Genomic DNA, 15,872 nt, shown 5'->3' on the forward strand with positions numbered 1-15,872 from the left:
ACGCCCGCCTGAAGCCCGCCTGAAGGAACCTGAAGCCGACTTCAGCCGGCACCGCGCTGCGTCACGGCATAGTTGTGCCCATGCGGGTTCTGGTGGTCGAGGACGACCGGCGATTGGCCGAGCTGCTCCGCCGCGGCCTCACCGCCGAGGGGTTCGCGGTGGACGTCGAGCACGACGGCGGCGACGGGCTGCGGCGGGCCGCCGGGCGCGCCTACGACGTGGTCGTGCTCGACGTCATGCTGCCGTCCCTCAACGGGTACCGCGTGTGCGAGCGGCTGCGCGCCGCGGGGGTGTGGACGCCGATCCTCATGCTCACCGCGAAGGACGGCGAGCTGGACGAGGCCGAGGGGTTGGACACGGGCGCGGACGACTACCTGACCAAGCCGTTCTCCTACCTGGTGCTGGTGGCCCGGTTGCGCGCGCTCGTCCGCCGCGGCGGCGTGGCGCGGCCCGCCGTGCTGCGCGCGGGAGACCTCGAACTGGACCCGGCGCTGCGCGTGTGCCGCCGCCGTGGCGTGCCGATCCCGTTGACCGCCAAGGAGTTCGCCGTGCTGGAGTTCCTGGTGCGCCACCGCGACCGGGTGGTCACCAAGGTGGAGGTCATCGAAGGGGTGTGGGGTTCGGCGCAGGACCCGGACCCGAACCTGGTCGAGGTCTACGTGTCCGCCCTGCGGCGCAAGGTCGACGCGCCGTTCGGGCAGGCGAGCATCACGACCGTGCGCGGCGTGGGGTACCGCGTGCGCGGTGACGGCGAGGTGCGCGCGTGAGCGGGCGGCGCTCGTTGCGGGTCGCGGTGACGGTGGTGGCCACGGCGGTCGTCGCCGTGCCGCTGCTCGGGATCGCCGCCGTGGCCGGGGTGTTCCTGCGCGACCAGGCGATGCGGTTCGAGACCGCGCCGACCAGGATCACCGTGATCTGCCTCGCCGGCTCGCTGTCCACCGACGCAGGCGGCGCGGCGACCCGCCGGACCGCCGGCACGGTGTCGCTGGGCGAGGAGTGCGCGGGCGGGGAGCACGAGGTCGCGATCACGTCGCGGCCGATCGGGGAGCACGCCGTCCCGGGCCTGGCCGACTCCGACCGGGTCGTGTTCCTGGAGGCCCGGTACAACTCGGTCGCGCACGTGCCGGAGCTGTCGCTGTGGCCGTTCACCGATCCGCTCACCATCACCACCCGGCAGGTGCTCGACACCGGTGAGACCGGTCCGGGCCGACCCGTGGCGAGCCTCGCCGCGCCGCTGCGGGACGGTCTCGTCGCGGCTCAGGCGACGCTCAACCTCCGGGTGTCGGCCCTGGTCGGCGGAGCCCTGCTGCTCACCGCCCTGTTCGCGCTCGTGGTGTGGTCGGCCACCGGCCGGGTGCTGCGGCCGGTGGAGGCCATCCGGCGGGAGCTCGCCGACATCACCGGGCACGACCTTGCCCGCCGCGTGCCCGTGCCCGGCACGCGGCACGAGATCGCCCGGCTGGCCGGCACGGTGAACGCCACGCTGGACCGGTTGCAGGCGGCGGTGGAGGAGAACCGGCGGTTCGTCGCCGACGCCTCGCACGAGCTGCGCGGCCCGATCGCCGCGCTGCGCGCCGAGCTGGAGATCGCGCACGCCCACCCGGAGCTGACCGACTGGCGCGCCGTGGTGGACGGCGCGCTCCAGGACACCTACCGCCTGCACCACCTCGCCGGTGACCTGCTGATGCTCGCCCGGCTCGACCACGCGCCCGCCCCGGCCTCCGACGACGTGGTCGACCTGGCCGAGCTGGTGCGCGCGGAGACCGCCCGCCGCCGCGGCGACCACGCGCTGACCGTCGACGTCGACGGCGTCGTGCCGGTGCGCGGCAGCCGCGCGCTGCTGGCCAGGCTCCTCGGCAACCTGCTGGACAACGCCGAGCGCCACGCCACCGGCCGGGTGAGCGTCCGGCTGGCCGCGCACGGCGGTGTCGCGTGGCTGGACGTCGTGGACGACGGGCCGGGCATCCCGCCGGAGGACCGCGAACGCGTCTTCGAGCGCTTCACGCGCCTGGACGACGCCCGCACCAGGGACATCGGCGGCACCGGCCTCGGCCTGCCCATCGCTCGGCGGATCGCCGAACTGCACCACGGTGAGCTCGTCGTGTCCGACGCGCCGGAGCACGACGGCGCCCGCCTGACCGCGACGCTGCCCGTCCTGACGGGCTGACGGGCTGACGACACGGCCTGGACGCGTCTAGGTCTGCTTCGGCCTGGGCAGCAGCAGGTGCACGGCGAAACCCGCGAGGGTCGTCAGCACCGCCTGGTAGAGGATCGACAGCCGCGGGTCGCTCCCGACCGTGAACACCGCGTCCAGCCCGGTGGTCGCCACGCCGGCGAGGGTGAGCAGGCCGGTCACGTGCCAGCCGAAGAACCCGGCCGACCAGGCGACCAGGGGCCAGCGGTTGCGGTCGGGCCGGCGCAGCACCAGGTAGGTGGAGAACGCGGCGGCGGCGTTGAAGAGCACGCCGACGACCCGCATCTCGGCCGGGTCGCCGGACAGCAGCGTGGCGAGCGCCTGCGCGACCACGAGCGCGATCACCGACCAGCACCCGGTCCGAATCTTGTCCACGGGGCGGATGCTAGCGCCGAGCCCCCGGGTCGGGCCGATCGCCGCCGGAGAGACGAGGAGCACAGTTGCGCAATTTCGCAATTTCTCATCTCTAGAGTCACACGGGTCCGTCCCGTGTGAGGAGTGCCGTGCCCGTTCCCCTTTACCAGGCCAAGGCCGAGTTCTTCCGGATGCTGGGCCACCCGGTGCGGATCCGGGTGCTGGAGCTGGTGCAGGACGGTCCGCTGCCGGTGCGCGACCTGCTGGCGCAGATCGAGGTCGAGGCGCCGAACCTGTCGCAGCACCTGGCCGTGCTGCGCCGGTCCGGCATCGTGACCGCGACCCGCGAGGGCTCCACCGTGGTCTACGCGCTGGCCGGCGGTGACGTGGCCGAGCTGATGCGCGCGGCCCGGCGGATCCTCACCGAGATGCTGGCCGGGCAGCACCAACTGCTCGGCGAGCTGCGGGACGCGGAAGCCGGGTCGTCGTGAGAGCGCGGCTGCGCGCGGTGCTGCCGCGCCGGGACGACCTGGCCGCGATGGGCCGCCAGCCCAGGCGGGACCTGCTCGCCGGGTTGACCGTCGCGGTCGTGGCGCTGCCGCTGGCGCTGGGGTTCGGCGTGTCGTCCGGGCTGGGCGCGCAGGCCGGGTTGGCGACCGCGGTCGTGGCGGGCGCGCTGGCGGCCGTGTTCGGCGGCTCGCACCTCCAGGTGTCCGGGCCGACCGGCGCGATGACGGTCGTGCTGGTGCCGATCGCGGCGGCCCACGGCGCGAGCGGTGTGCTGACCGTGGGCCTGATCGCCGGCCTGCTGCTGGTCGTGCTCGCCTTCGCACGGGCGGGCCGGGCCATGCGGTACGTGCCCGCGTCCGTCGTGGAGGGCTTCACGCTCGGCATCGCCTGCGTGATCGGCCTCCAGCAGCTGCCGAACGCGCTGGGCGTGCCCGCGGGTGACGAGGAGCGGGTCCTGGTGATCGCGTGGGAGGCGGTGCGCGACTTCGCCGTGACGCCGAACGGGCCGGCGCTCGGGGTGGCCCTCGCGGTGGCCGCGGTGATGCTGGCCGGCGCGCGGTGGCGACCGACCGTGCCGTTCTCGATCGTGGCGGTGATCGCGGCGACGCTCGTCGTGTCGCTGTGCGGGTGGGACTCGGTGGCGGTGATCGGGCCGCTGCCCGCGGGCCTGCCGGCGCCGTCGGTGGCGTTCCTCGACCCGGCCGCCGTGGCGGGTCTGCTGCCGTCGGCGGTCGCCGTGGCGGCGCTGGCCGCGCTGGAGTCGCTGCTGTCGGCGTCGGTGGCGGACGGGATGACGGTGGGCCGGCGTCACGACCCGGACCGGGAGCTGTTCGGGCAGGGGCTGGCCAACCTCGCCGCGCCGCTGTTCGGCGGCGTGCCCGCGACCGGCGCGATCGCCCGCACCGCCGTCAACGTCCGCAGCGGCGCCGGGTCGCGGCTGGCCGCGCTGACCCACGCCGCGCTGCTGGCGGTCATCGTCTACGCCGCCGCGCCGTGGGTCGGGAAGATCCCGCTGGCGGCGCTGGCCGGCGTGCTGCTGGCCACCGCGATCCGGATGGTCGAGGTGGGCGGCCTGGTCGCGATGGCGCGGGCCACCCGGTCGGACGCCGCCGTGCTCGCCCTGACCGCGACCGCCACCGTCGTGCTCGACCTGGTGTACGCGGTGGTGCTCGGCCTGGTGGCGGCGGGCGCGCTGGCGTTGCGGGCGATGGCCCGGCAGGCGCGGCTGGACCGGGTCGACCTGGCCGACGACCTGCCCGCCGCGACGAGCGACGAGGAGCAGGCCCTGCTCGCGCAGCACGTCGTCGCCTACCGCATCGACGGCCCGCTGATCTTCGCCGCGCACCGGTTCCTGCTGGAGCTGCCCCACATCGCGGACCTGTCGGCGCTGGTCCTGCGCATGTCGCGGGTCACCACCATCGACGCCAGCGGCGCGCTGGTGCTCAAGGACACCGTCGACGCGCTGGAGCACCGCGGCATCGCGGTCTACGTCTCGGGCATCCGCGACGGGCACCACCGGCCGTTGGAGGCGCTGGGCGTGATCGCCCGCCTGACCGGCGCGGGCCGCGTCTTCGCCACCACACCGGAAGCCATCGCGGCGGCGCGCCGGGACCTGGCCGAGCGCGGCCTCCTGCCGTCCCCGGCGGGTGATCCCTAGGCTGGCCCGGTGCGCGTTCTCTTCACCTTCATCGGCGGGATCGGCCACTTCCGCCCCTTGGTGCCGCTGGCGTCGGCCGTGGTCGCGGCCGGGCACACCGTGGCCGTCGCGGCGGCGCCCGATCGGCGGGCGGCGGTCGAGGCGGCCGGGTTCACCGCGGTCCCGGTGGGTGCGGGACGGGCCGAGCGGGCGCAGGTCGGTCCGCTGCTCGCGCCCGACCGGGAGCGGGACGCCCTGGAGCTGCGGGACGGTTTCGCGCGGCGCGGCGCGGCCGAGCGGGTGCCGCTGTACCTGGACCTGTTCACGCGGTGGCGGCCGGATGTGGTGGTGTGCGAGGAGGTCGACTTCGGCAGCGTGCTCGCGGCCGAGGAGCTGGGGCTGCCCTACGCGAACGCGCAGGTGATCGCCTCCGGGGCGTTCGTGCGGCCCGAGGTGATCGGCGAGGCGCTGGGCGAGCTGCGCGCCGGCCTCGGCCTGCCGCCCGACCCCGACCTGGTGATGCTGCGCCGGCACCTGGTGGTCTCGCCGTTCCCGCCGAGCTTCCGCGATCCGGCGTTCCCGCTGCCGGACACCGCGTTCCCGATCCGGCCGCCGGTCGGTCCCGAGGGCCGGTCCGACCGGCCGACCGTCTACTTCACCCTGGGCACGGAGTTCAACACCGAGTCGGGCGACCTGTTCTCCCGCGTGCTGGCCGGGCTGGACGACCTGCGGGTGGACGTGGTCGCGACCGTCGGCGAGCACGTCGACCCGGCGGCGTTCGGCCCGCGACGGCCCGGTGTGCGCGTCGAGCGCTTCGTGCCGCAGGACTCCGTGCTGCCGCACTGCGACCTGGTCGTCTCGCACGGCGGGTCGGGCAGCGTGATGGGCGCGTTGGCGCACGGGTTGCCGAGCGTGCTGCTGCCCCTGGGCGCGGACCAGCCGCAGAACGCCGAGCAGTGCGCGCGGCTGGGTGTCGGCCGGGCGCTGGACCCCGTCGCCGCCACGCCGCACGACGTGCGCACGGCGGTGGCGCAGGTGCTGGCGGACCCCGGCTACCGGCAGGAGGCGCGACGCCTGCGGGCGGAGATGCTCGACCTGCCCGAGCCGGCCCGCGCGGTGCCGCTGCTGGAGCGGCTCGCCGCCTCCGCTACCCGCTCCGGTCGCGGTGGGCCGTCGGCACGATGAGCCCGGTCTCGTAGGCGACCACCACGGCCTGCGCGCGGCTGGACAGGCCGAGCTTGCCCATCGTGCGCTTGACGTGCGTCTTCACCGTCGCCTCGCTGAGCACCAGGCGTTGGGCGATCTGGCCGTTGGTCAGCCCGTTGCCGACCAGGCGCAGCACCTCGGTCTCCCGCGCGGTCAGGGCCGCCAGCTGCGTCGCGCCGACCGCGGTGGCCCGGTGGTGCTGGGCGTAGGTCTCGATCAGCCGGTGCGTGATGTGCGGCGCGACCAGGATGTCCCCGGCGTGGATGGTGCGGACGGCGGAGATGATCCGGTCCGGCGGGGTGTCCTTGACCAGGAACCCGGACGCGCCCTCGCCCAACGCGGTGTAGACGTACTCGGGCAGGTCGAACGTGGTCAGCACGATGATCCGGGGCGGCTCGTCCCGGTGCGCGGCGAGGATCGCCCGGGTGGCCCCGATGCCGTCCAGCACGGGCATGCGGATGTCCATCAGGATCACGTCGGGCGAGGTCCGCGCCGCGGCCGCCACGGCCTGCTCGCCGTCGGCGGCCTCGCCCACCACCTCGAAGCCCGGCGCGGCGGTGAACAGGGCGACCAGGCCCGCGCGGATGAGCGCCTGGTCGTCGGCGACGAGCACGCGGATGGTCACCTCGCCGCCACCTCGCTCATCGGCAGCCGCAGCACCACGCCGAACCCGCCGTCGGCGGTCGGGCCGGCGGTGAGCACGCCCCCGTACAGCTCGGCGCGCTCCCGCATGCCGCGGATGCCGTGCGCCTGGTGGTCCGGGTCGCGCGGTCGGGCCGCCCGGCCGTCGTCGGTCACCTTGAGCACCAGGGTCTGCTCGCCGTACTCGACCTCGATCCGCGCCCGCGCCGGCCCGGCGTGCTTGAGCACGTTGGTCAACGACTCCTGCACCACCCGGTACGCGCACAGGTCCGGCCCCGGCTGGAGCTCGCGCGCCGCGCCGGTGACCACCACGTCCACCGGCAGCCCCGCGCCGCGGGCCCGTTCGACCAACCCGTCCAGCGCCGACAGGCCCGGCTGAGGGCGGTAGTCGTCGTCCGGGTCCACCCGCAGCACGTCCAGCAGGCGCCGCATCTCGGTCAACGCCTCGCGGCTGGTGTCCCCGACCGTGGTGATCGCCTGGCGCGCGGTCGCCAGGTCGGTGTCCAGCACGTACTGCGCCACGCCCGCCTGCAACGAGATCACCGACATGTGGTGGGCGACGATGTCGTGCAGCTCCCGCGCGATGCGCACCCGCTCGTCCGCGACCGCCCGCGCGGCCTGCTCGGCCAGCCGCTCGGCCCGGTGCGCCCACCGCCGCGTGCCCTCGCCGAGCATCCAGGCGCCCACCACGACCACCACCGACTGCGCCACCTCCGACCAGGCGACCACGGCGACCCCCAGGAACGCCAGGACCACGACCACCGTCGTCACCGCGAACACGACCGCGGCCACGAGCCGGGACCGCAGGGTGGCCACGGTGAACATGCCGATCAGCACACCGACGCCCCCGCTGGGCAGACCGCCGAACTCCGCCAGGCTGTAGGCCGCCAACGCCCCCAGCATGACCACCATCGTGAGCACCGGCGCGAGCTGGCGCAGGGCGATCGGCACGACGGTGAGCCCGGCCAGCACGTGCGCCACCCAGTTGTGCGCACCGCTCTGGTTCACCGCGGTCGCCACGGTCAACGTGGTCAGCACCGCCGCGAGCAGCAGGTCCAGCCGGATCGGCTTGAGGGTCGCCAGCACCAGCCCAAGGTAGTGGCGTCACCGGTCAGCCGTCGCCACCCCGTGGGTGGACTCCGCGCTACCCCCACGGGGGTAGGGCGAAATGCCGTCGTAGGGCGACGACGTGAGCACTCCGCGTGTCTACCGTTCGGTGACATGAAACGACTTTGTGCGACCGTGGTGATCGCGGCGCTGACCCTGACCGCGGCGGGCACGGCCCACGCCGAGCACCGCACCGACACCAGGACCCTTCAGCGGCACGCCGACGCGCTGCTCGCGCAGGGCGCGCCGGGTGTGCTGGTCGAAGTGGACACACCTCGCGGCGACGTGCGGGTGCGCAGCGGGTACGGCGACGTGGACCGGCGGAGCCCCGTGCCGTGGCAGGCGAAGTTCCGCATCGGCAGCTACACCAAGACGTTCGTGGCGGCGACCGTGCTGCAACTGGTCGGCGAGGGCCGGCTGTCCTTGGAGGACACCGTCGAGCGGTGGCTGCCCGGGGTCGTGGCGGGCAACGGCAACGACGGTTCGAAGATCACCGTGCGGAACCTGTTGCAGCACACCGGCGGCCTCCACAACTACGTCGGCAAGATGCCGGAGCTGTTCCTGGAGGAGGAGTTCCCGAACGTCCGGTTCCGGACCTACCAGCCCGAGCAGCTCGTGGCGCTGGCGATGCGGGAGAAGCCCGACTTCGCCCCGAACGAGCAGTGGCGCTACTCCAACACCGGCTACATCCTGGCCGGGATGATCATCGAACGCGTCACCGGCACCACCTGGCAGCACCAGGTGCGCACCCGCGTCGTCGAGCCCCTCGGCCTGCGCGACACCACCCTGCCCGGCACGTCGCCGTTCCTGCCCCGCCCGCACGCCACGGCCTACGAGCGGTTCCCGGAGAAGGGCCTGGAGGCCGACCCGAACGACCCGCGCTACGGCCGGGCGCTCGACGTGACGCACTACAACCCGTCGTGGGGCGGCGCGGCCGGTGACATGATCAGCACCACCGAGGACGGCAACAAGTTCCTCAAGGCGCTGTTCGGCGGCAAGGTGCTGCGGCCCGCGCAGCTCGCCGAGATGACCAAGACGGTGCGCGCGCCCGACCTGGACGGCGGCTGGCCGGGCGCCGAGTACGGTCTCGGGATCATGTTCATCCCCAGCTCGTGCGGCGGCTACTGGTCGCACGGCGGCGACATCCCGGGCTTCCGGACCCGCAACGGCGTGACGACGGACGGCAAGCGCAGCGTGATGGTGTCGATCAACACCGACTCGATGGTGCCCGAGCCCGGCGCGCCCAAGCCGGTCCGGGAGGTCACCGCGGACCTCGTCGAGCACGCGCTCTGCGGCGTGAAGTGATCTTCCCCGGTTGGTGGGGCGTCCTCGGTGACGTCCCACCGCCGGCGTCACGCCCGCCCGGCCGCGTCCCGGACCAGCAGGGCCGCCTCGACCCGGTTGCGGCAGCCCAGCTTGGCCAGGATGCGGCTCACGTAGGTCTTGACGCTGGCCTCGCTCATGTGGACGCGGCGGCCCACCTCGGCGTTCGACAGCCCTTCGGCGACCAGGGCGACGACGTCGGACTCGCGGGGCGTGAGGGCGGCGAGCCGGCGTGCCGCGGCCTCGTCCCGCCCGTCCACCGCGACCATGCCGAGCACGCGCCGCGTCACGGCGGGCGACAGGTACGCCTCACCGGCGTGCACCGCCCGCACGGCCCGGATCAGCTCGTCCGGCGCGCAGTTCTTCAGCACGAACCCGTCGACACCCTGCCGCAACGCCCGGCGCACGTTCGCCTCGTCGCCGAACGCGGTCAGCACCACGACCCGCGGTCCGCTCATCGCGGCGGCGGCGGCCAGGCCGTCCAGCACGGGCATGGCGAGGTCGAGCAGCGCCACGTCCACGCGGTGCCGGCGGGCAGCGTCCACGGCTTGGCGGCCGTCCGCGGCCACCGCGACCACCTCCAGGTCGTCCGCCGACTCCAGCACGGCCCGGATGCCCGCGGTGATCAGCGGCTCGTCGTCGGCGATCAGCACCTTGATCACGCGGAGGCACCCACCCGGTCCGGCGCCACCGGCAGCATCGCGACCACGCGGAACCCGTCCGGCTCCGCGCGCACGCGCAGCAGCCCGCCCGCCGCCCGGACCCGTCCGGCCAGACCGGTCAGGCCGGTGCCCCCCGCGGTCAGCCCGGTGCCGCCAGCCGTCAGGCCGGTGGCCCTGGTCGGCGCGCCGGTCGGGTTGGCCACGCCGACCAGCAGCGCGTCGGGCTGCCAGTCCAGCGACACCACGACCGGACGGCCGGGCGCGTGCCGCGCGGCGTTGGTCAGCCCTTCCTGCACGACCCGGTAGGCGGCGTGGCCCGCGTCCCGCGTGATCGGTCGGACCGCGCCGGAGGTTTCCGCGGTCACCGCGACACCGGCCCGGCGGAACTGCTCGACCAGCTCGTCCACGCCGGCCAGGCCGGGTTCGTCGCGCAACGCCGCCACGACGGCGTGCAGCTCGTCCACGGCGGTGCGGGCGGCGTCGGCGAGGTCGCGCACCACCGGGCGCTGGTCGGCCGGCAGCGGTGCCACCTCCAGCGCCGCCGCCCGCACCGACACCAGGCTGAGCCACCGGCCGAGCGAGTCGTGCATGTCCGCCGCGATGCGCAGCCGCTCCCGCGTCCGCTCCAGCTCGGCCTGCCGGGCGAAGTGCACCCCCGCGACCAGCGGCAACGCCACCAGCAGCGCCATCCGGGCCAGCGCGGGCCACGGGTCGGCGCCCAGCCGCTGCGTCGGCACCAGGAGCAGGGCCGGGTAGGCGACCGCGGCGGCGACCACCCGGGTCAGCTCACGGCGGGACGCGACGCGTCGTCCGGTCAGGTAGCTCGTGCACGCCAGCAGCGCCAGCGAACCGCCGGTCACCAGCGCCATCGCCACCGCCGCCGGGAACGCCGCGAGCGGGCGCCGTGCGGCCAGGACCAGGACCGCCGCCGTCACCGCCGCCACCACCGGCAGTCCCCCGACCCCGCTCAGCCACGCCGTCCCCGTGTCGGCCACCACCACCGCGAGCAGCAGCGCAGTCCTCCCCATGGCCGCCACCCTAGCCATCCACTTCAGTGGACAAGCCCGACGACGATCGCGAACAGCGCCCGACCGCCCGGTCTTCCTAGCGTGGCCGGGTGATCAAACTCCTGCTCCCCCTGCTGCTCGTCGTGCCACCGCACGTCGACCAGCCACACCGGGCGCTCGACTGGCAACCCTGTCCCGGCGACAGCGCGGTCGCCGCCGAGTGCGCCGACCTGCCCGTGCCCGTGACCTCGTCCCGGACCATCACGCTCAAGCTGGCCCGCCTGCCCGCGACCGGTCCGCGCCGGGGTTCGGTGCTGGTCAACTTCGGCGGCCCGCAAGGTGACCAGATCGCGCTGCTGCGGTCCCGGCCGCACATCTTCGACCGCGTGCGCGAGTCGATGGACGTCGTCACGTGGGACCCGCGCGGCTACCCCGGCCTGAGCCGGCCCGCGCTGGCGTGCGACTGGTCGTTGCTGCGCACGCCCCGCTTCCCCGCCGACCAGGCCGGGTTCGACCGGCTCGTCGCCGACAACCGCGCCCGCGGCGAGCGGTGCCGGGCCACCGATCCCGAGCTGTTCGACCACATGGACTCCGGCGGCGACGCCCGTGACGTCGAGGCGATCCGGGTCGCGCTGGGCGAGCGGCGGGTGAACTTCGTCGGCACCTCGTACGGCGGCGTGATCGCGCAGACCTACGCGCGGCGGTACCCGCACCGGGTGCGCACGGTCTACGTCGACGGCACGGGCAACCACAGCACCCGCGACTGGGACCGGGAGCTCGACGCCATCGCCCGGGACAACGAGGCGTTCGCGCGGCGGTTCCTGGACTGGGCCGGGCCGGACGTCGAGCGGCGCTGGCAGGCGTTGGTCGCGCGGGCCGACGTCGAGCCGGTCCCGGCCCTGTCGGCGAACACCGCCTACGACGGCACGCAGTTGCAGGCGCTCGCGTTCGGCAAGCTGCGGCGCGGCCCGGTGCAGTGGGAGGAGGTGGTGCGGGCGATCACGGCGGCCGAGGCGGGTGACGCGTCCGGTTTCGCGCCGGCGCCGGGCCGTGACCCGAACCCCGGCCTGCCCGGCGGCGGGGTGAAGGAGTGCCTGGACTTCCCGCACTCGGACTTCGCGCGGGTCGAGCGCACGGTCGAGCGGCTGCGGCGGATCGCGCCGAACACCGGCGCGTCGTTCCCGCTGGCCTGGCACCTGCCGCTGACGTGCACCGGGTGGCCGACGCCGACGACCAACCCGCCCGCGCCGCTGCCGGTGGGGCTGCCGCCGTTCCTGGGCGCGGGCACCTTGCAGGACCACGCGGCGACGAAGCGGGTGACGGACCAGGTCCCGGGCAGCCGCGCGATCTTCCACGACGGGCCCGGTCACAACTTGTTCGCGGGCATGATGAACGCGTGCGTGATCGGGCACGTGAGCGCGTACGTCACCGAACGCCGTCTGCCGCCCGCCGACGCCACGTGCCCGTGACCGTGCCGACAGGCCATGATGTACGACGTGGAGTCCACCCGTGTGGACCGCTGGCTGTGGGCGGTCCGGCTGACCAAGACCCGATCCGACGCCGCGGCGGCGTGCCGGGGCGGGCACGTGCGCGTCAACGACAAGCCGGCCAAGCCCGCCACGTCGGTGTCTCCCGGTGACGAGGTGCGTGCACGAGTGGGTGACACGACCCGGATCGTGGAGGTCGTCCGGGTGATCCAGAAACGCGTGGGCGCGGCGGACGCGGTCGGCTGCTTCCTCGACCGGACCCCGCCGCCGCCACCGCCGACCGAGGCCCCCGCGCCCGTCGCGCGCCGGGAACGCGGCGCGGGTCGGCCCACCAAGCGGGAACGTCGGGTGCTCGACAAGTTCCGCGGCGGCCAGTTGTGAGCGTGCGCGGGTCCGCGTGGCGGACCCGCGCACAGCCGGATGGCCCGCGTCCCTCCTGGACCGTTCGGGTGAATCGCGCGGCATCCACCTAACGGGGGATGAAATCCAGCCGATCAAGGAAAGGACGGCGTTCTCGCGTGAGCGGCCCGCACAGCCGCGGTCGGGAGGTGCGGTGGCGCGCAAGCAGCGGGACGAGCGCAACGGGCGGGTCGGCCTGGCCCGCTGGCGACTGCGGGAGGGCGACTCGGCGGTGCTGGCGGGACGCTTGCCCGAGGCCGCCGACCTGTACGCGGTGGCGGCGTACGAGCTGGGCGGGCTCGACCCCGGTGATCGCGAGGTCGCGGCGCTGCTCGCGCACGCGCTGGCCGGTCATGGCCGGGTGGACTTGGAGCTCGGTAACGCCGAGCGTGCGCTGGAGACGTTGACGAGCGCTCTTGAGCTGACCGAACCCGGTAGTGCGCTGCGCGCCACGGTGTTGTGCTGCCGGGCGTGCGCGTTGCGGGAGACAGGGGCGGTGGACGAGGCGCTCCGGGCGTTCACCGACGCGTTGGCGATCCAGCGGGTCGCGGACCGGACCGGTGAGGCGGTGGTCGGGACGCTCACGGAGTTGTCGCGGACGCTCCGGTTGCGCGGCGAACCGTGTGCCGCCGAACGTGCCGCGCGTGAGGCGGTCGAGGTGGCGGAGCGGGTGGAGCCGGGTGGCCTGGCCGCCGGGGTCGGCCACCACGTGCTGCGGCAGGCGTTGGACGACCTCGGGCGGGCGGGGGAGGCGGAGGTGCACTTGGCGCGCAGCATCGATCTGTTGCTGCGACACGTGCCCGATGCGGTGGTGACGGCCGAAGCCGTGGATCGGTGGTGTGAGGTGGCGTTGAGGAGGGAGGGGGCGAACGACGCGCTGCCTTGCTTGGACCGGCAGTTGGCCGTCATCGAACCGCGGGTGCCGGACGCGCCGGTGGTGGGTGTGTTGCGGTTGTGGCGCGGGATCGCCTTGGCCGCTCTCGGCTCCGATGAGGCCGACGCGGAGGCGTGGCACGAGTTCACCGACGCCGAACGCCTGCTGGCCGGCCACCCCGACCAAGCGGAGCGGATCACCCGGGCCCGAACCGAACGCGCCACTCTGCTCTCCCGCCACCGCGACCAACCCAACGCCGGATAAACCGCACCCTTGAACGAAAACCCCGCTGGCGCAAACAGAATCGCAAGCCTGCACCACCACCGGCACAGCGCCCAGCCATCCGCAGCTGTGCAGCGCGAGCGGCCGGAGAACGGCTTTGTGCCTCACGCCTCAGGATGCGGCGGTGTCCAGGAACATCGGTGAGTCCATCCGGCACGTGCACGGGTTCCGGTCGGCCGTGGCCTGAGGGAAGCTGCTCCCTGCCTTGAACCTCCTCGGATTCGTTGCCGGACTCCCCGTGCCGTCCACTTGCGAAGGATCACCGGGGTTCACCCCGATCTGCTCGAACCAGCCCATGATCGTGATGCCCCTGGCCCACGACCCATGAGGCAAGCGCTTTCCGCGCGTAGGAGCCCGTGCAGATGCGACAAGGTTCGAAACGTACGGGCTCGACCCCGGCCGCACCGTGGAGCGCCTGCTGCGCGACGCCAACCACATCTACTCCCCCGCCGGCACGTCGGACATCCAGCGGCTGCGGCCGGCGGAGGTGGCGCTGGGCACACACCAGGACCAGTGGTCCGCGCGCCTGGCCGACAAGCTGCGCGCGAGCAGCGTCACGCTCGTGGCGGGCGAACCGGCGAACCTGCCGATCGGCGCGCCCGCCTAGCGCGGCTCGCCCAGCTTCACGGCCACCACGCCGCCGAGGATCAGCGCGCCGCCGGCCAGTTGGACCGGACCGGGCGCCTCGCCGAGCAGCAGCCACGCGAACACCAGCGCCATCACCACCTCGGTCAGCGCGACGAACGACGCCAGCCGCGAGCCCAGCCGCCTGGTCGCGGCGATGCCGGCGACGTAGGCCAGGGCCGCCGTCACCACGCCCAGCGCGAGCAGCGGCACCCACCACGCCGCGGTGAACCCGACGAACGCCACCGGTCCGGCCGACACCGCGAACGGGACGACCCCGACCGCGCCCGCGAGCACCAGCACGACACCGCCCACCAGCAGCCCGCCCGCCGCCAGCACGACGCCCGGCAGCCCGTCCGCGTCACGCGCGTTGAGCACGAAGTACACCGCCGCGCCCACCATCGCGGCCAACGCCCACAGCACGCCGACGGCGCTGACCCGCGCGCCGGACACGACGTCGAGCACCAGCAGCAGCCCGAGCAGGCCCAGCCCGGCGCCGAGCACGGTCAGCCGGGTCGGCCGCTGGCCGTGCCGCAGCCACAGCCAGCCGACCACGGCCACCGGCGCGGTGTACTCGACCAGCAGGGCGACGCCGACCTCCATGTGCGCGACGGCGTTGAAGAACGCGAGCTGGCAGCCCGCGACCGCGACCAGCCCGTAGGCCGTGATCAGCGGCGCGGTGCGGCGCAGCAGGCGCCACCGGCCGCGCAGCGCGACGGCCGCGATCGGGGCCAGCACGGCGGCGGCCAGCAGCACCCGTGCCGCCACCGCGGCCGCCGACGACCAACCCGCGTCCATCAGCCCGCGCGCCAGCGGTCCGGACAACCCGAAGGACGACGCCGACAGCAGCGCGAAGCCCAACCCGGCCCGCAGCTGCCCGCCCACCTGCGTGTCATGCGTCATCGTCGCCATGGCTCATGACGCTATGGACCGGGCCGGTAATCTGTCAACATGGTTTTCACCCATGACACGACGGCGTCGCTGGTCGCCGCGGTCGCCCTGGTGAACTCGGCCGAGGAGCCGGACACGCTGACCGACCGGGACCGGCTCGACGCGTTCTTCGCCGAGCACGGCTACACCGGCTCGCGCACCCACGACGAGGCCGAGCTGGCGGCCGTCCGAGCGCTGCGCGCCCCGCTGCGCCGGCTGCTGACCAGTGACCGCGACACCGCCGTGGCGATCGTCAACGACGTGCTGGCCCGCCACCGGGCCGTGCCGCGACTGGTGCGGCACGACGGCTTCGACTACCACCTGCACGCCACCGACCCCGCCGCGCCGCTGGCCGACCGGATCGAGGTGGAGACGGCGATGGCGATGGTCGACGTGATTCGCGCCGACGAGCTGAGCCGCCTGTCGGTGTGCGCGGACGACACGTGCGGCGGGCTCGTGCTCGACCTGTCCCGCAACCGCTCGCGCCGCTACTGCAGCACGGCGTGCGGCAACCGGATCGCCGTCGCGGCCTACCGCGCCCGCAAGGGCTGACCCCGCCTCGCCGACGAAGGGAGCGCCAGTCGACCCCAGTGAGCCACATCACCCGATTGGTGGCCACGCGACCTGACTGATAA

At 74.4% G+C, this 15,872-nt stretch carries 17 protein-coding genes; 11 read left to right on the top strand and 6 right to left on the bottom strand.

What is annotated here, in order from left to right; translation table 11 throughout:
• Positions 1-80: 80 nt before the first annotated feature.
• On the top strand, positions 81-767 hold the full coding sequence (locus ACIQMJ_RS18570; RefSeq protein ID WP_499762199.1) for a response regulator transcription factor: 687 nt from the start codon (positions 81-83) through the stop codon (positions 765-767).
• Positions 764-2,167: a sensor histidine kinase gene (locus ACIQMJ_RS18575; RefSeq protein WP_499762200.1), complete on the top strand. Its 1,404-nt coding sequence runs from the start codon at positions 764-766 to the stop codon at positions 2,165-2,167. Before ACIQMJ_RS18570 ends, ACIQMJ_RS18575 begins: the two co-directional genes overlap by 4 nt.
• Before the next feature lie 27 nt (positions 2,168-2,194).
• On the opposite strand, the gene ACIQMJ_RS18580 is transcribed toward ACIQMJ_RS18575, so the two are convergent.
• Entirely contained in the window at positions 2,195-2,569 is a 375-nt protein-coding gene (locus ACIQMJ_RS18580) for a hypothetical protein (protein ID WP_499762201.1), read from the bottom strand.
• 128 nt (positions 2,570-2,697) lie between these two features.
• Here ACIQMJ_RS18580 and ACIQMJ_RS18585 point away from each other — a divergent pair, with 128 nt between their 5' ends.
• Genes ACIQMJ_RS18585 through ACIQMJ_RS18595 form a run of 3 tightly spaced genes read left to right on the top strand, consistent with a single transcriptional unit; the run spans position 2,698 to position 5,879 of the window.
• Positions 2,698-3,039 (top strand): ArsR/SmtB family transcription factor, encoded by a 342-nt coding sequence (locus ACIQMJ_RS18585; protein WP_499762202.1) that lies wholly within the window; start codon positions 2,698-2,700, stop codon positions 3,037-3,039.
• 47 nt (positions 3,040-3,086) lie between these two features.
• Positions 3,087-4,715: a SulP family inorganic anion transporter gene (locus tag ACIQMJ_RS18590; protein WP_499762466.1), complete on the top strand. Its 1,629-nt coding sequence runs from the start codon at positions 3,087-3,089 to the stop codon at positions 4,713-4,715.
• Between the two features lie 9 nt (positions 4,716-4,724).
• A complete protein-coding gene (locus ACIQMJ_RS18595; RefSeq protein ID WP_499762203.1) occupies positions 4,725-5,879 on the top strand; it encodes a glycosyltransferase in 1,155 nt (384 codons plus the stop codon).
• On the opposite strand, the gene ACIQMJ_RS18600 is transcribed toward ACIQMJ_RS18595, so the two are convergent.
• Positions 5,842-6,525 (bottom strand): response regulator, encoded by a 684-nt coding sequence (locus tag ACIQMJ_RS18600; protein ID WP_499762204.1) that lies wholly within the window; start codon positions 6,523-6,525, stop codon positions 5,842-5,844. The genes ACIQMJ_RS18595 and ACIQMJ_RS18600 overlap by 38 nt on opposite strands.
• Positions 6,522-7,628 carry a sensor histidine kinase gene (locus tag ACIQMJ_RS18605; RefSeq protein WP_499762205.1) on the bottom strand — a complete coding sequence of 369 codons (1,107 nt, stop codon included), beginning with the start codon at positions 7,626-7,628 and terminating at the stop codon, positions 6,522-6,524. The genes ACIQMJ_RS18600 and ACIQMJ_RS18605 overlap by 4 nt, the downstream gene beginning before the upstream one ends.
• Before the next feature lie 135 nt (positions 7,629-7,763).
• Here ACIQMJ_RS18605 and ACIQMJ_RS18610 point away from each other — a divergent pair, with 135 nt between their 5' ends.
• Positions 7,764-8,954: a serine hydrolase domain-containing protein gene (locus tag ACIQMJ_RS18610; RefSeq protein ID WP_499762206.1), complete on the top strand. Its 1,191-nt coding sequence runs from the start codon at positions 7,764-7,766 to the stop codon at positions 8,952-8,954.
• A gap of 47 nt (positions 8,955-9,001) precedes the next feature.
• Here ACIQMJ_RS18610 and ACIQMJ_RS18615 read toward each other — a convergent pair whose 3' ends face one another.
• Positions 9,002-9,634 carry a response regulator gene (locus tag ACIQMJ_RS18615; protein WP_499762207.1) on the bottom strand — a complete coding sequence of 211 codons (633 nt, stop codon included), beginning with the start codon at positions 9,632-9,634 and terminating at the stop codon, positions 9,002-9,004.
• Entirely contained in the window at positions 9,631-10,662 is a 1,032-nt protein-coding gene (locus tag ACIQMJ_RS18620; RefSeq protein ID WP_499762208.1) for a sensor histidine kinase, read from the bottom strand. Before ACIQMJ_RS18620 ends, ACIQMJ_RS18615 begins: the two co-directional genes overlap by 4 nt.
• Before the next feature lie 89 nt (positions 10,663-10,751).
• Between ACIQMJ_RS18620 and ACIQMJ_RS18625 the strand changes: the two genes are divergently transcribed.
• The 4 genes from ACIQMJ_RS18625 to ACIQMJ_RS18640 all read left to right on the top strand — a co-directional run bounded on the left by ACIQMJ_RS18625 (position 10,752) and on the right by ACIQMJ_RS18640 (position 14,290).
• Entirely contained in the window at positions 10,752-12,110 is a 1,359-nt protein-coding gene (locus tag ACIQMJ_RS18625) for an alpha/beta fold hydrolase (RefSeq protein WP_499762209.1), read from the top strand.
• Between the two features lie 27 nt (positions 12,111-12,137).
• On the top strand, positions 12,138-12,509 hold the full coding sequence (locus ACIQMJ_RS18630; RefSeq protein ID WP_499762210.1) for an RNA-binding S4 domain-containing protein: 372 nt from the start codon (positions 12,138-12,140) through the stop codon (positions 12,507-12,509).
• Positions 12,510-12,681: 172 nt separating this feature from the next.
• The gene (locus ACIQMJ_RS18635; RefSeq protein ID WP_499762211.1) at positions 12,682-13,665 is read left to right on the top strand and encodes a hypothetical protein; all 984 of its coding nucleotides are present in this window, start codon (positions 12,682-12,684) and stop codon (positions 13,663-13,665) included.
• Between the two features lie 424 nt (positions 13,666-14,089).
• Entirely contained in the window at positions 14,090-14,290 is a 201-nt protein-coding gene (locus tag ACIQMJ_RS18640) for a hypothetical protein (protein ID WP_499762212.1), read from the top strand.
• On the opposite strand, the gene ACIQMJ_RS18645 is transcribed toward ACIQMJ_RS18640, so the two are convergent.
• Positions 14,287-15,219: an EamA family transporter gene (locus ACIQMJ_RS18645; protein ID WP_499762213.1), complete on the bottom strand. Its 933-nt coding sequence runs from the start codon at positions 15,217-15,219 to the stop codon at positions 14,287-14,289. The two genes, ACIQMJ_RS18640 and ACIQMJ_RS18645, sit on opposite strands and share 4 nt — an antisense overlap.
• Positions 15,220-15,258: 39 nt before the next feature.
• Between ACIQMJ_RS18645 and ACIQMJ_RS18650 the strand changes: the two genes are divergently transcribed.
• Complete coding sequence (locus ACIQMJ_RS18650; RefSeq protein ID WP_499762214.1) at positions 15,259-15,789, top strand: CGNR zinc finger domain-containing protein; 531 nt, start codon at positions 15,259-15,261, stop codon at positions 15,787-15,789.
• Positions 15,790-15,872: the final 83 nt, after the last annotated feature.

It is taken from the genome of Actinosynnema sp. NPDC091369 (assembly GCF_044757065.1).
Taxonomy (GTDB): Bacteria; Actinomycetota; Actinomycetes; order Mycobacteriales; family Pseudonocardiaceae; genus Actinosynnema.

Bases quoted from the DNA above. Each gene is read 5' to 3' on its own strand.
- ACIQMJ_RS18650 (WP_499762214.1), top strand. From the start codon at position 15,259: ATGGTTTTCACCCATGACACGACGGCGTCGCTGGTCGCCGCGGTCGCC.
- ACIQMJ_RS18645 (WP_499762213.1), bottom strand. From the start codon at position 15,219: ATGGCGACGATGACGCATGACACGCAGGTGGGCGGGCAGCTGCGGGCC.
- ACIQMJ_RS18610 (WP_499762206.1), top strand. From the start codon at position 7,764: ATGAAACGACTTTGTGCGACCGTGGTGATCGCGGCGCTGACCCTGACC.
- ACIQMJ_RS18570 (WP_499762199.1), top strand. From the start codon at position 81: ATGCGGGTTCTGGTGGTCGAGGACGACCGGCGATTGGCCGAGCTGCTC.
- ACIQMJ_RS18620 (WP_499762208.1), bottom strand. From the start codon at position 10,662: ATGGGGAGGACTGCGCTGCTGCTCGCGGTGGTGGTGGCCGACACGGGG.
- ACIQMJ_RS18590 (WP_499762466.1), top strand. From the start codon at position 3,087: ATGGGCCGCCAGCCCAGGCGGGACCTGCTCGCCGGGTTGACCGTCGCG.